The following is a 14140-nucleotide window of genomic DNA, read 5'->3' as shown; positions in this document are numbered from 1 at the left end:
AAAACAGGTCCCTCATTTTGTGCAGTATTTTCATAAAATATACTATTCTTCAGTATAGGGGAACTTTCCCCACCAATTCCCACACTATAAATAGCCCCTCCTTGGTCAGCTGAGTTAGACTCAAATACACAATTAACCAACTCAGGGGAACTCTCACCAAATTCTCCATCATTATTAATAGCGCCTCCATCACTTTCAGCGGTATTAGACGTAAATACACAATTAACCAACTCAGGGGAACTTACTCCTTCATTTCCAGAATTATAAATTGCGCCTCCATCACTTCCAGCAGTATTAGACGTAAATACACAATTAACCAACTTAGGTGAACTTACTCCTTCTCTTCCAGAATTATAAATTGCGCCTCCATCACTTCCAGCAGTATTAGACGTAAATACACAATTAACCAACTTAGGTGTACTTACTCCTTCTGTTCCATCATTTAAAATAGCGCCTCCAATACTTTCAACAGTATTAGACGTAAATACACAATTAACTAACTTAGGTGAACTTACTCCTTCATTTCCAGAATTATAAATTGCGCCTCCAAACTTAGCTGAGTTAGACTCAAATACACAATTTTCAATCCTTGGACTGGACACATTCCCCAATCCTGAGCCATCGTTATACCAGCCACCACCTCTATAATTAGCAAATGAACCATCCGCATTTCCATCGGTGATGGTAAATCCATCTACCAGGGTAACATCACTAACATTCTTAGTGTAAACCACGTGACAACTATTGTCTGTACTGTCATTTTGTACACCGATATCTCCACTAAGGATGGTCTTATTCGCATCCCAATCTCTGTTTACAAAACCACCCCCGCCTGCTGGGAATCCTCCGTAAACTCTTACACTATCGGGTATCATAAAGGATACCGTCCTATTCCCTGTAGAAGTTGGATAATATGTACCCTCCGCTACAAAAATGGAATCGGCTGCATTGGGGCATACCTTAAACAATTGAAGAGCTGACTGCAAATCTGTAAAGGCATCGGTCCAAGATGTTCCATCGTTTCCTCCCGTTGCAGATAAATCCACATAAATGATACCCTCTGTAAAAGAATAATTACTGCAACTAAACTCATAGACCCCTATATCGATATCATCCTCTACTCTCGAATTTAAGTCTAAATCAACTGCCATTCCATTGACCTTATAAAAATCAATGATCGGTGTAGTTGGATCACCACTGTCTATAGCGGGAGATATGGGTTGCAAATGAAAATCTCCATTGACCGCATCTATAAATAAAGGATCGGTAGAAAAAAGATTATACCCATCGTCGGTGACATCCGAATTGTGATTGACAACATTATAAGATTCATCAAACAGTGAGTACGAAATAGAAACTGAAGCTTCATCATTATAGAATATAGATCCTTCTCTTTCAGCACTATTATTATAGAATATACTATTCTTCAGTGTAGGGGAACTTTCCCCAAATAATCCACTATTATATATAGCACCTCCATCTCGGGCTGAGTTAGACTCAAACACACAATTAACCAACACAGGTGAACTTTCTCCTATATTTGAGAAATTATAAATAGCGCCTCCATCTCTTCCAGCAATATTAGATGTAAATACACAATTAACCAACTTAGGCGAACATACTTCATCAAAAAATACACTATTATAAATAGCGCCTCCATCCCTTTCAGCGGTATTAGACGTAAATACACAATTAACCAACTCAGGTGAACTTTCTCCTCCATTAACTCCATAATTATAAATTGCGCCTCCATGAACAGCTGAATTAGACGAAAAGACACAATTTTCAATCCTAGGATTGGACAAATTCCCAGATCCTGAGCCCTCGTTATACCAGCCACCACCAAAATAAGGAAGTGAACCATCCGCATTTCCATCGGTGATGGTAAATCCATCTACCAGGGTAGCATCACTAACATTCTTAGTGTAAACCACGTGATAACTATTATCTATACTGTCATTTTGCACACCGATATCTCCACTGAGGATGGTCTCGTTGACTTCCCAATCTCGGTTGGCAAAAACATCTCCACCTGCTGGGAATCCTCCGTAAACTCGTACACTATCCGGTATCACAAAAGATATTTCTTTTTCCATAATCGTTACATTTCCGGGATCTGAGGGACTTACTGGATAATAAGTACCCTCCGCTACAAAAATAGAATCCCCACTACTGGCCGTAGTCAAGGCTTGTTGTAAATCGTCATAGGCTGTAGCCCAAGAACTGCCATCGCCTCCGGGAGAAACACTGACATCAACATAAATCTGTCCATTTGACGGAAATGTCAAGACACCGAAAATTAATATCAACAAACAAACTAAAAAGGTATTTTTTTGAAATAAAGGTTTAACCATAGCAAATTTTTATATTCTACAATCTAACATGCAAATTATAAAATTTATTATTTAATAATTGTAATATTTGAGATAAATTTTTGAATAATAAAGACTTTTATTACAATAAACAAATATAAAAAATTTTAAACACACAATATAATACAAATACATAACAATTTACCCACACACCTTTATGTTGCAGAAATAAACAAATTTATTTTTTTAATAAAATAAAAATTAATGCTTTTATATAATTCTCTATTAATCAAAAAAGAACTTATACCAAACTGATATTAATGTGTAGGAAAATCTCCCATAACTCAAAACATAATTTAGCATTTTATACGAATTACATTTATAATTGGCGACATTCTTTCGATTTATTGTTGTAGAGTCACGACTAAATGAAGTAGTCTGAAAGACTACCAAATGCCCATTGAGGGCATTTGATGAAGGAGTCGAAACCTCCGTGTTTCGGATGGGTTGGCATTGAGACTTTCAATACCGCCAATTGAGACGCAATGCCTTACGTCTCTACATCCTCAAAATAAATTAAAAGATCACAATCAAAACCCAGTGGTTCTAAACCATATCTAGTCCCGTAAAGGACAAATTGAAAAAACCTCTATATTCAATAAGAAATAAAAACCTTGGATTAAAGAATCTTGACCAAAGTCCTTACATAATTTCTAAAGATGGGAATACGGATAATTGAATCTTAAAACGATGGCTATAGTACAACAACACACTTTCACAAAAGTGGTTGCGAAGACGCTGATATCACAATGTATAGAAAAATATAGTTTATCCTATTGATAATCGGCATTTTACGAATGAAAATAAAGAACCAGTATGAAGAAAAACTATGTGTTAGAAATAAAAAAAGAGTTAAGTCGATCGACTTAACTCTTTGATAATCAAGTGACCCCGAAAGGATTCGAACCTTTGACCTACTGATTAGAAGTCAGTTGCTCTATCCAGCTGAGCTACGGAGCCATTTTTTTATTTTATTGCGCCACAAAATTAGAAATTCATTTTAAATTAAAGCATATTTTCGCATCAAATTAATAAAAAAATTTAAAATTTATGAAAATTGCCCCCAATATACCAATGGAAAACACCTGGCGAGAAGTATTGTTTGACCAAATGCAACAAGACTATTACAGAGAAATCATTCAATACTTACAAGGAGAAAAACAACTGGGAAAAACAATATATCCTCCTGATAACAAATTATTTAACGCCTTTAACTCTACTCCTTTTAACAAAATAAAGGTCGTCATCATAGGACAAGATCCCTACCATCGACCTGAACAAGCTATGGGATTGAGCTTCTCTGTTCCCAAACATATCAAAACACCACCTTCACTAAAAAATATTTACAAAGAGATCAACAGAAGTCTGGATATTCCCATTCCCGAACATGGAGATCTGAGTTATTGGGCTCAACAAGGAGTATTTTTACTCAATGCCTTTCTAACTGTAGAAGCAGGTAAACCGGGCTCACATCGAAAAATAGGTTGGGAAAAATTTACCGATGCGGTTATCCAAACCTTATCAGATCAACATCAACACCTCGTCTTTATGTTATGGGGGAATTTTGCCATCAAGAAAAAGGACTTAATTGATGAAAATCAACATTTAATTCTAACAAGTGCCCATCCTTCTCCCCTTGCCCGCAATAGATTTGCCGGAAACAACCATTTTATAGATGCCAATTCGTACCTTTGTACCCATAACAAACAGCCCATTGACTGGGCAATAAAATAGACAGTACCATGTATATTAAAGCGATTATTACATTCATAATGGGTGGTTTGGCAGTTATTATTGGAGCATTTGGAGCCCATGCTTTAGATAAACATTTTGACGATTACGGTAAAGCTATTTTTGAAACGGGAAGTCGCTATCATTTTTACCATGTATTTTTAATGATTGTTATCTTAAATATTGGTTACATCGTTCCCAGTGATCATTCCAAATTCATTGATTACGCTTGGAACGCTGCCTTTATCGGGATTTTGCTTTTTTCTGGTTCCCTATATCTATTGGCAACACAATCTTTACATGGCATACCATCAAAAATATTGGGTCCAATCACACCGATCGGTGGATTATTTCTTATATTAGGGTGGATATTTGTAGTTGTTTATCTTGTAAAAGTCAAGTTAGGCAATTAATAAAGGTTTAAACTGACCTTCTTCAATAGTAAATTATGAAAAAAATTTTACTTTCTATCTTTGCCATCTGTTGTCTATTTATGATGGAAGGGCAAGCACAAGATTATTCTCGATCCTTCGGTATTCGAGCAGGTTTAGGAGCCAATGTTACATACAAGCAATTTATTTCAAATGCTTCCGCATTTGAGGGAATGGCTGGTTTTTATTTTGGCAATCTTTACGCCGCCTTAGTATATGAAAAACACAATAATTTTGCCAACGATGTGGCTGGATTAACTTGGTATTGGGGAGCTGGTGGAAGTATCCTGCTTAAAAGTGGTGAATTGGGTATTGGCATTGCAGGAGCCATTGGATTGGATTATAGCTTTAGAGATATACCACTCAATGTCTCACTAGATTGGATGCCCAATGTATTTATCACTGGTAGCAATGGATTAGAAGCTGGAGGTGGTGGAGTAAGTTTGCGGTATATCTTAGATCGATAAACACGATCCACATTTCACAGAGACCTTATACGAATTACCGTCAATGATAGAAGTAATTCGAATAACCTACACCAATAAACCAAGTAAACCATGTTTATTCTCCTATACCGGAAAATAATTAGTCATTAATTTGATCGATAAGCTATTTAAAAATTATCCTTCTTCGGAAAAATCGGCTACAGTCTTATTTTTATTCTTCCACCATACATAGCCCAGTGTACCAATTAATAAATAGGGTAAACTCAATAAGAACAAGATTCCCTTATTTAAACCCTGACCAGCAGAACCCCCATTTGAAAGATTAGATTCAGCCGACATCTTGCACATCGGACATTGCGCCAAAACTTCAGTAGAAGGCAATAAACATAGACCTATCAAAACTATAACTACGAGTATATAACTATATTTTTTAGACATAATACAAAGATATAATATTTAGTAACAAGGTGCAAGCATTAAATAAACAACTGGACCGGTAATGGCCACATATAACCACAAGGGGAATACCCATCTTGCCATTTTTTTATGACGTTCGAATTGTTCGGTATATGCCCTAGTAAATGTCAATAATATAAAGGGCAAAATAAAGGCTGCCAATACAACATGAGTAATCAATAAGAAAAAATACACATATCGAATGCTTCCCTCTTTGCAATAAAGGGTTTCAGGAGTTGTAAAATGATACAATACATAGGACAATAAAAAAACAACAGAAAATCCAATGGCCCAATAAATATATCTTTGATGCAACGCCGCATTCTTCTTCTTTATCGCAGACAACGCCAAAATTAGCGCGATAGCTGCCGCTGAATTTAAAATAGCATGCAGTGGTGGTAAAAATGAAAAATCTACCCCAACATCGATTTTAACTCTTCGCATCAACACCACTAACAATAAAACTACAGCACTAATCAATATAGATGCTATATTCAATTTTTTTTCAAGCTTTTTATTTTCAACTAGTGTTCGTTCCATACTTATTTATTTTCCTGTTCTATCTTATAATCAATCATCGGCAATGCATAAGAGATATCCTCTAACAGAGCTCCATAAACATTTTTATTTTCGATTAAATCATAGCGCTGTAATATCTGATTTTTCCAATCCAATAATATCACTTCGTTTGGCTTTAAAATATCTTCTGCAGATTTCAAAAATTGGGTGGTATAAATGCGTTCCCCTTTATAAGGACTCACCTCCTCTTCTATTACGAAAAAAGCTAAATCTGTACGATCATTGATTATATGAATTATCTTTTCCAAATTCTCAATATTTACATCATCCTTACCATTAGCTATGACCTTTAATATATAGGGCATATCCATCATTGAGACAGTATCCAACTCATCATTTTCTAAGACGATCAATGATAGATTTTTATCTATCTGACCTTTGGGCTGTAATTTCCCCGAGATTTCCATTCTGTCCTTGGCTCCTTGTTTTAAAACAAAATATCCGGCGATTGGAATAGCAAAGAGCACCAAAACTATAATAAATACTCCTTTTACATTTTTCACAATTGAAATTATTTAGCTATATATACAAAAATAGCGGATGATAACATCCGCTATTTAAAAGTAATATCTGTATTAATGAATACTTTCTCTTTTAGTGATGTCCCACTTGTTTAACATCTTCTTTTACTGGTAGTTCAGGCATAACCCTCTCTGTTTTCTCATGATCCTTCGCCAATATATACGAACGACTGTTGTTCCAGTAATTCCCTTCGTATAAAAATGCAATCACTGCCCAGATTAACAAACACATTGGCAATAATACAGAACGAGCCAAGGTCTTTTTCTCATGAGACATGTGCATAAATTCAAAAATAATGAAAAAAGCTTTATACAGTGATAGACCGATAATGATCAATCCAACAACATATTTTACTACCACGGAATGAGCCGCTCCTTCCCAGATTATATGTCCTTTGCCAAAGAGTGAAAACACTACTTCAATCAAGGTAATAATAGCCAAGAAAACTAATCCTTTATATACCGCTTTTTTTTGCGCTTCGTAACTTTGATGTGCCATCTTAAATTAAATTTTTATAGTAAGTAAAATACCAAGAAAACAAATACCCAGACCAAATCCACAAAGTGCCAATAAAGCCCTATTTTTTCTACCATCTCATAGCCATTCTTGCGTTTGACATAAAGACCACTTGCTGCATTGATAGCAATTATCAATAAAAATAATACCCCAGAAAGTACGTGAAATCCGTGAAATCCGGTAATACAGTAAAACAATGCACCAAAAGCTTTTGGCCCCAGAGTCTCATAAGCTATCTCTCCAGCATTCTCTCCACTAGTTATCTCAAATTTTCTAAAATGAAATTCTCCATCTGTCTTGTGAACTAAATAGGATTGCCCAGCTTTAAAAGCTTCTCCTTTGCTTCCATCATCGTTGATATAAACCCCATCCACAGTATGTGAACCAAATGGATTTTCATATAGAGTCATGTGTTCCACTGCAATAAGATTGTACCACTCATAAGCTTGACAGCTCAAAAAACCAATACCTCCAATCACCGTCATTAACATCCAAAAAACCACTCCGTTTTTGTTCTCTCTCTTACCTTCCTGAACCGCTCTAACCATGGTTACAGAACTGATGATCAAAACAAAACTCATGACCGTTACAAATATCAATGGCATTCCTGTAAATCCACCAGGGAAACTTTGGAATACAAAATCCGGTACCGGCCAGGTAGGTACACTCATTCTCAATGCTCCATAAGCTATTAGGAAACCTGAAAAAGTAAAAGCATCTGATAATAAGAAATACCACATCATCAATTTGCCATAACTAGCCTTCATAGGTGGTTTTCCACCCATCCAATCTCCTTGACCTTCTTGGGTCGTCTTCTTGATTTCTGACAAAGTATCTGTTGCCATTGTTAAAAATTTATCTTTGCAAAATGAAAAATAATAATAAATAAATCCAAAGTATATCTACAAAATGCCAGTATATACTGGTCAATTCTAATCTTAATATTCGCTGCTTGCTTACCTTAAAACTCAAGGTTAAACAATGATATAATGCGACACCGAGAACCGCTATCCCTCCCAATACGTGAAAGGCGTGTAAAAAAGTCAACACATATACAAAGGATCCAGCAGGATTTCCCTTTAAATCGATACCACTGTTATACATCTCCATCCAACCAGCATATTGAGTAAATAAAAACGCTACTCCCAATACACAGGTAATTAGTAAGGATGAAATATAGGCTGTCTTTTTGCCGTTCTTGAAACTGGTTAAACAATATCTTAAACTTACACTACTCAACAAAATAACCACTGTACTTACATAAAACATATTGGGCAAACGGAATTCTAACCAATTTCCTGCCCCTTGTCTAACCATGTATGCGCTCGACAAAGCAGCAAACATCATTACCAATCCAGCAATTCCCAAATACAGGGCGAATTTGTATTGGTGAACTGAATTATTCTTTGCTTTATTTGCTTGCATACTTACTTCCATTGGTTATCCATTCATGTTAAATAAAAGTACACTAAATATGATGGGTAAAAAGTACAAAGATGCGTATAACAACTTTCTTGCTGAAAAATCTGAAGGTTCTTTGAAAAACAAATACGCCTTATAGATAAAGTAGACAGCGCCAACCAACAACAATATCAATCCTATCAATGGTATAAATCCATTTAGATAAAACAATATTGATGCAGGAAGTATCATTATTGTATAAAACAAAGACTGTTTACCTATACCAGCATCAATTTTACCATCAACTACAGGTACTAATTTAAACCCAGCTTTTTTATAGTCATCAAATGATAACCAACCAATTGCCCAAAAATGGGGAAATTGCCAAAAAAACTGAATGGCAAATAACAATAGCGCAAAGGTAGTAATTTCTCCTGTAACTGCCACACAACCAATTAATACTGGTAATGCTCCTGGAAAAGCACCTACAAATACTGCTATTGGTGAATATCTTTTCAATGGAGTATAAATAAAGGCATATGATATCACAGAAAGAGCACCTAGTAAGGCTGTCAATGTATTGAAATAGGCCAATAATAAAAGTCCGCTAATACACATGGCTCCCGCCAGCAAAATCGCAAAAGAAATAGCCATTCTACCAGAAGCTACAGGTCTATCCTTTGTCCGACTCATCAAACTATCGTAATCTTTTTCGATAATCTGATTTAAGGCGTTCGCAGAACCCGTAACTAGAAATCCACCCATAATAAATATTACAAAAGAATGTAACCCCATTCCACTTCCTCCAGCCATAATAAATGCCAAAGAAGAAGTAAATACTACGAGTAAACTCAACTTGAATTTCATCAGTAATGAAATGTCACGAAAGGTTTCCCCTATTAGATGTAAACTATGTTGTAAGACTTTCAAATGCTTTAGTTAAAATATCTTATTTAAATGATCCTGTTCCGCTCTATCAATGTTCTTCTTCACCTTCTTTCAAAGGGATCACCTGAGGAATGTAATCTTCCCCATCTTTTCCATAATCATAAGGCCATCTTGTAACAGTAGGAATTTTTCCTGGCCAGTTACCATGTCCTGTTTCTATTGGAGTAGTCCATTCCAAAGTATTGGCTTTATACGGATTTTTAGACTTCATTTTTCGTCCGTTCCAGATACTGTAGAAGAAATTAATTACAAATAAAATCTGTACAAAGAAAGTTAATATCGCACCGATGGTAATAAATTGATTGATATCACCAAAATCTCTAAAAGTATCAAACTGATCAAAACTATAATATCTACGCGGAACACCAAATAAACCTAGATAGTGCATAGGCCAGAATACCACGTAAGCCCCTATAATGGTACCCCAGAAATGGATACGACCAAGTGTTTCATTCATAAACCTTCCGTACATTTTTGGGAACCAGTGATAGATTCCAGAAAACATACCGAAGAAAGCAGCTACTCCCATTACAATGTGAAAGTGAGCTACTACAAAATATGTATCGTGCAATTGAATGTCCAAAACTGAGTTTCCTAAAAAGATACCAGTTAAACCCCCAGAGATAAACATAGATACAAATCCAATGGCAAATAATGATGCCGGATTAAACCTAAAGTTACCTTTATATATCGTTGTAATCCAGTTAAACACCTTAACCGCAGAAGGTACTGCAATGATCAGTGTAAATATGGTAAAAATGCTAGACAAGAAAGGATTCACACCAGCCATAAACATATGGTGAGCCCATACGATAAAGGACAAAAATGCAATCGCTAAAATAGAATAAACCATGGCTCTATAACCAAAGATTGGCTTTCTACTATTGACAGACAATACTTCTGATACAATACCCATGGCAGGAAGTATAATAATATATACCTCAGGGTGACCTAAGAACCAGAATAAATGCTGATATAAGATTGGACTACCACCTACGTGATCCAGTGCTTGGCCCCCAATAAATATCTCACTCAAATAGAAACTTGTTCCCAAACTTCTATCAAACATCAACAATAAGAATCCAGCCACTAATACAGGAAAAGATAACAAACCAATAACAGCAGTTACAAAGAAAGCCCAGATAGTCAAAGGCATTCTCCACAATGACATTCCTTTGGTACGCAAATTAAGTACGGTAGTAATATAATTGACACCTCCCAAAAGCGTAGATACCACGAAAAGCACCAAACTGATAAGCCATAGCGTCATACCAGCTCCAGAACCTGTAGATGCCTGCGGTAGAGCCGACAGCGGAGGATAGGCAACCCAGCCCCCTGCAAAGGGTCCAGTACTTAGAAACAACGAAAACAACATTACCATACTGGCTAAGAAAAAGAACCAATAAGACAACATATTCATTAGAGGTGATGCCATATCTCGAGCACCGATTTGCAATGGAATAAGTAAATTACTAAATGTACCACTTAAACCAGCAGTCAATACAAAAAATACGATAATAGTACCATGCATGGTTACCAAAGCATAATAAAACTCTTGTGACAATGATCCTATACCGTTATCTACAATGATCCATTTTCCTAAAATAGGCTTTAACCATTCGAGATCTGCTTCAGGAAAACCCAGTTGCAATCTAAATATTACAGACATTGCGGCACCGATGATGGCCCATATCATACCTGTAATTAAAAATTGACGGCCAATAATCTTGTGATCCAAGGAAAAGATGTACTTGCCAAAAAACCCAGACTGATATTTGTCCCCGTGATGATGATCATGAAAATGATCGTCATACCCTTGGGTCTCAATAATTTGTTCTGCCTGTGTATCGTAATTTTTTACTTCTGTATTCATGATTCTTAAACTTCAAACTTAATTTACAGAATTCTTAATTCTACTCTTCTATTATTGCTTCTACCCGAATCTGTATCATTGGTATCAATAGGTTGGCTCGATCCAAATCCTACAGCAGAAACTCTATCTTCTCCAATGCCATGACTCAATAAATAATTTAATACAACGTCTGCCCTAGCTTGTGACAACACTTGATTTTTTTCAACTTCACCTGTATTGTCTGTGTGACCTTGTATTTCAATTTTTAAATCTTTATTTGCTTTCATAAAGTCGGCAAGATTGGCCAACTCATATTTAGAGATATCTTGTAAACTTGCAGAACCAGTATTAAACAAAACATTCTCCAATTTAAACATTCTCGCCTCATCTCCTTCCAACTCTTTGTACATTGTTTCGTACATACTGTTTTCAAAGTCTTTTTTGCGCTGTTCTATTTCGAAGTCAAATAATTGACCTTTAAACGGATCGGCATCTTTTCCTCTTATTGAAGAGAAATAGTACGGTGTTTGTTCGCTCAACCAAGCATCATACTCAGCTTGTTCAACGATTCGCACAACCTTACGCATTGAAAAGTGTCCAGAACCACACAACTCAGCACAAGCCAATTCAAATTCGAAGGTTTCCCATTTTTGCGGACCATTCGGATCCTCTGGATCAGCAGGAACTTGATATTCCGGAAATGCGCTTAATTTTTGACGATATTCTTCAGTTGTCACCTCGGGAGTAAATACAAAATAAGTAGGCATTCCAGGTACAGCATCCATTTTCATTCTAAAATGAGGCAGGAAAAAGTTGTGAAGTACATCTCTCGACAAGATTCTCACCCTTACTTGCTTACCTTTAGGTAAAACAATATCACTGGGCTGTAAATCATCGATATTCTTCCCATCGGTCCAATCTTGACCCAAGGGATTCACCCCTGTAATATCTTGGAAATTTCTAGCTCCTAACTGACCATCTTCACCTGGATATCTAATTATCCAACTAAACTGCATACCAGTTGCCTCAATTTCCATAAATTCCTCATCGGCTTGTACATCGGCCATTACACTATTCCATGCTACCAAACCTTTCAATACTAGGATAACCAAAACCAAACTTGGAATTACTGTCCATATCATTTCTAATTTGTTATCATGAGAAATAAAAGAAGCCTTATGCCCTTTTCTTTCTCTGTATTTATAAGCAAAATAGAATAATAAAATATGGGTAATCACATAGACGATACCAGTAAAAAATACGGTAATATTAAAAATTTCGTCAATTGAACTACCATGTGCTGATGCAGCAACATGGGGTCCGTAACCCAACATATAGTTTTTATAATAATAAGCTGAACCTATAGTTAGAATCAATAACAATCCCATGAAGATCATTAAAAATATTCCGGTACGCTTAGAACTAACCCACTTCCAGTCCTCTTCTCCACGAAGAGACCGAGACACTTCCGTGATTTTACCTATTTGTATCGTGATGATGACAAACAGTGCAAATACTAATATTCCGACCAATAGCGTCATGTCTTATATTCTTTTAATTAATTTTTAAACGTGATGATTCATACTTTCTCCTAAATAAGGATCTCCTTTAGGAACTAAATTGGCTTTACCCAATTGGATAAAAACGAAATATAAAAACAGTCCTAAAAACCCTAAAAATGTTCCAAATTCTAAAAATCCTGGAATGGTGAAGCCCATTTGAAAAGTAGAAGCGTGTTCTGCCCCGTGTGCTCCAGCATCTGAGATTAATTTAGCAGTCATAGATTGATCTGCATTCATACTTGCATGTCCATGTCCACCACCGGCTACTTCGTGATAAGTATGAAGTACACCAGGTTTAATCATTAAGAAAAAGTCCAACCAGTGACCGATAAATACGATAACACTCGCTGCTACCATAGTTCCAGTTTTTCTTTTGGTATCGTTGCGCAAGAGGATGAAAAATGGCAAAACAAAATTGATAATTAATATCCCGTAAAACAGCGCAGGATAAAGATCTTGTCTCGTCTTAAAGTATATCGTTTCCTCCCCAACATTGCCATACCAGATCAACATAAATTGTGAGAACCACAAATAAGTCCAAAATATGCTAAAACCAAATATATATTTTCCCAAATCGTGAAAGTGATCCACAGTCACATATTCAAAATATCCCAAGGTCTTGAAGTAGTGCAACAACAATACTGTCAAAGCCAACATAGATACCAACCAACTAGCCGTTACATACCATGCATACAATGTGCTATACCAATGGGCATCTACTGACATAATCCACAACCAAACCAATGCAGCAGAAGTAAATCCACCGATAGGTAAAAATCCAGCTGACCATTTTTTCAATTTCTGATGGGTTATTCGGCTAAATGTTGTCTGTCCATCTTCAGAGATAGAAAGTGCTCTTATTTTACGTGCAAAGAAATACCATACACCGACAATACCCAAAGTCAACACCGTATATACTCCAGCATTTAAAAACCCAGATTTACCTTGCAATAAAGTATCTGATGCCAAAGATGCAGCATCATTCCAATGATATAGATGATGAAATCCTCCAAACAAACCAACTATAATAATGGCCATTAAAATTAATCCCACTATTAAAAATTGAGTGTATGCTTCCCAAAGTCTTTTAAATACCGTTTGCCAGCCAGAATAGGCTATAAATTTAGCGCAAAGTATAAACAATGCGATAAAAGATATCCCGGTAAAAAATACACTATTAATTAAAAAATTAGACCAAAACCTTGGACGATATGCATCGTCTATAAAGAAGGTGATGATTAAACACAGCAAACCAACGCCCATAAATCCAAATAGTACAGATTTCTGTTTACTCGATATTTCAAATTGCTTCATTATCCTATCT

General features: G+C 36.0%; 13 protein-coding genes, 1 tRNA gene and 1 pseudogene. 3 read left to right on the top strand and 12 right to left on the bottom strand.

Annotation, left to right across the window (positions count from 1 at the left end):
• Both LVD51_RS02530 and LVD51_RS02525 read right to left on the bottom strand, forming a co-directional pair.
• A pseudogene (locus tag LVD51_RS02530) lies at positions 1-2354 on the bottom strand (hypothetical protein); the annotation flags it as partial.
• Between the two features lie 904 nt (positions 2355-3258).
• Positions 3259-3332: transfer RNA gene (locus LVD51_RS02525), tRNA-Arg, on the bottom strand.
• Between the two features lie 90 nt (positions 3333-3422).
• Between LVD51_RS02525 and ung the strand changes: the two genes are divergently transcribed.
• Genes ung through LVD51_RS02510 form a run of 3 tightly spaced genes read left to right on the top strand, consistent with a single transcriptional unit; the run spans position 3423 to position 5001 of the window.
• Positions 3423-4106 carry a uracil-DNA glycosylase gene (gene ung / locus LVD51_RS02520; protein WP_236969608.1) on the top strand — a complete coding sequence of 228 codons (684 nt, stop codon included), beginning with the start codon at positions 3423-3425 and terminating at the stop codon, positions 4104-4106.
• An 8-nt stretch (positions 4107-4114) separates the two neighbouring features.
• Complete coding sequence (locus LVD51_RS02515) at positions 4115-4516, top strand: DUF423 domain-containing protein (RefSeq protein ID WP_236969607.1); 402 nt, start codon at positions 4115-4117, stop codon at positions 4514-4516.
• A 35-nt stretch (positions 4517-4551) separates the two neighbouring features.
• Positions 4552-5001, top strand: coding sequence for a hypothetical protein (locus LVD51_RS02510; RefSeq protein WP_236969606.1), 450 nt, complete (start codon positions 4552-4554; stop codon positions 4999-5001).
• 153 nt (positions 5002-5154) lie between these two features.
• Here the strand turns inward: LVD51_RS02510 and LVD51_RS02505 are convergent, their stop codons facing one another.
• The 10 genes from LVD51_RS02505 to LVD51_RS02460 form a co-directional block, all read right to left on the bottom strand.
• Complete coding sequence (locus LVD51_RS02505; protein ID WP_236969605.1) at positions 5155-5418, bottom strand: hypothetical protein; 264 nt, start codon at positions 5416-5418, stop codon at positions 5155-5157.
• An 18-nt stretch (positions 5419-5436) separates the two neighbouring features.
• Positions 5437-5976 (bottom strand): DUF420 domain-containing protein, encoded by a 540-nt coding sequence (locus tag LVD51_RS02500; protein WP_236969604.1) that lies wholly within the window; start codon positions 5974-5976, stop codon positions 5437-5439.
• Between the two features lie 2 nt (positions 5977-5978).
• Positions 5979-6518, bottom strand: a complete 540-nt coding sequence (locus LVD51_RS02495; RefSeq protein WP_236969603.1) for a hypothetical protein — start codon at positions 6516-6518, stop codon at positions 5979-5981.
• A 91-nt stretch (positions 6519-6609) separates the two neighbouring features.
• Positions 6610-7035 (bottom strand): cytochrome C oxidase subunit IV family protein, encoded by a 426-nt coding sequence (locus LVD51_RS02490; protein ID WP_236969602.1) that lies wholly within the window; start codon positions 7033-7035, stop codon positions 6610-6612.
• A gap of 14 nt (positions 7036-7049) precedes the next feature.
• On the bottom strand, positions 7050-7898 hold the full coding sequence (locus tag LVD51_RS02485; protein WP_236969601.1) for a cytochrome c oxidase subunit 3: 849 nt from the start codon (positions 7896-7898) through the stop codon (positions 7050-7052).
• A gap of 10 nt (positions 7899-7908) precedes the next feature.
• A complete protein-coding gene (locus LVD51_RS02480) occupies positions 7909-8478 on the bottom strand; it encodes a cytochrome c oxidase subunit 3 (protein WP_236969600.1) in 570 nt (189 codons plus the stop codon).
• Positions 8479-8493: 15 nt separating this feature from the next.
• The gene (gene cyoE, locus LVD51_RS02475; protein ID WP_236969599.1) at positions 8494-9321 is read right to left on the bottom strand and encodes a heme o synthase; all 828 of its coding nucleotides are present in this window, start codon (positions 9319-9321) and stop codon (positions 8494-8496) included.
• A gap of 109 nt (positions 9322-9430) precedes the next feature.
• Positions 9431-11275 carry a cytochrome c oxidase subunit I gene (locus LVD51_RS02470; protein ID WP_236969598.1) on the bottom strand — a complete coding sequence of 615 codons (1845 nt, stop codon included), beginning with the start codon at positions 11273-11275 and terminating at the stop codon, positions 9431-9433.
• A 23-nt stretch (positions 11276-11298) separates the two neighbouring features.
• On the bottom strand, positions 11299-12795 hold the full coding sequence (locus LVD51_RS02465; protein WP_236969597.1) for an OmpA family protein: 1497 nt from the start codon (positions 12793-12795) through the stop codon (positions 11299-11301).
• 24 nt (positions 12796-12819) lie between these two features.
• Positions 12820-14130 carry a hypothetical protein gene (locus tag LVD51_RS02460; RefSeq protein WP_236969596.1) on the bottom strand — a complete coding sequence of 437 codons (1311 nt, stop codon included), beginning with the start codon at positions 14128-14130 and terminating at the stop codon, positions 12820-12822.
• Between the last annotated feature and the right edge of the window lie 10 nt (positions 14131-14140).

Source organism: Membranihabitans marinus, assembly GCF_021729155.1.
GTDB lineage: Bacteria > Bacteroidota > Bacteroidia > Chitinophagales > Saprospiraceae > Membranihabitans > Membranihabitans marinus.
The sequence above is the reverse complement of the archived record's forward strand: the minus strand, read 5'-3'. Positions and strand labels throughout refer to the sequence as shown.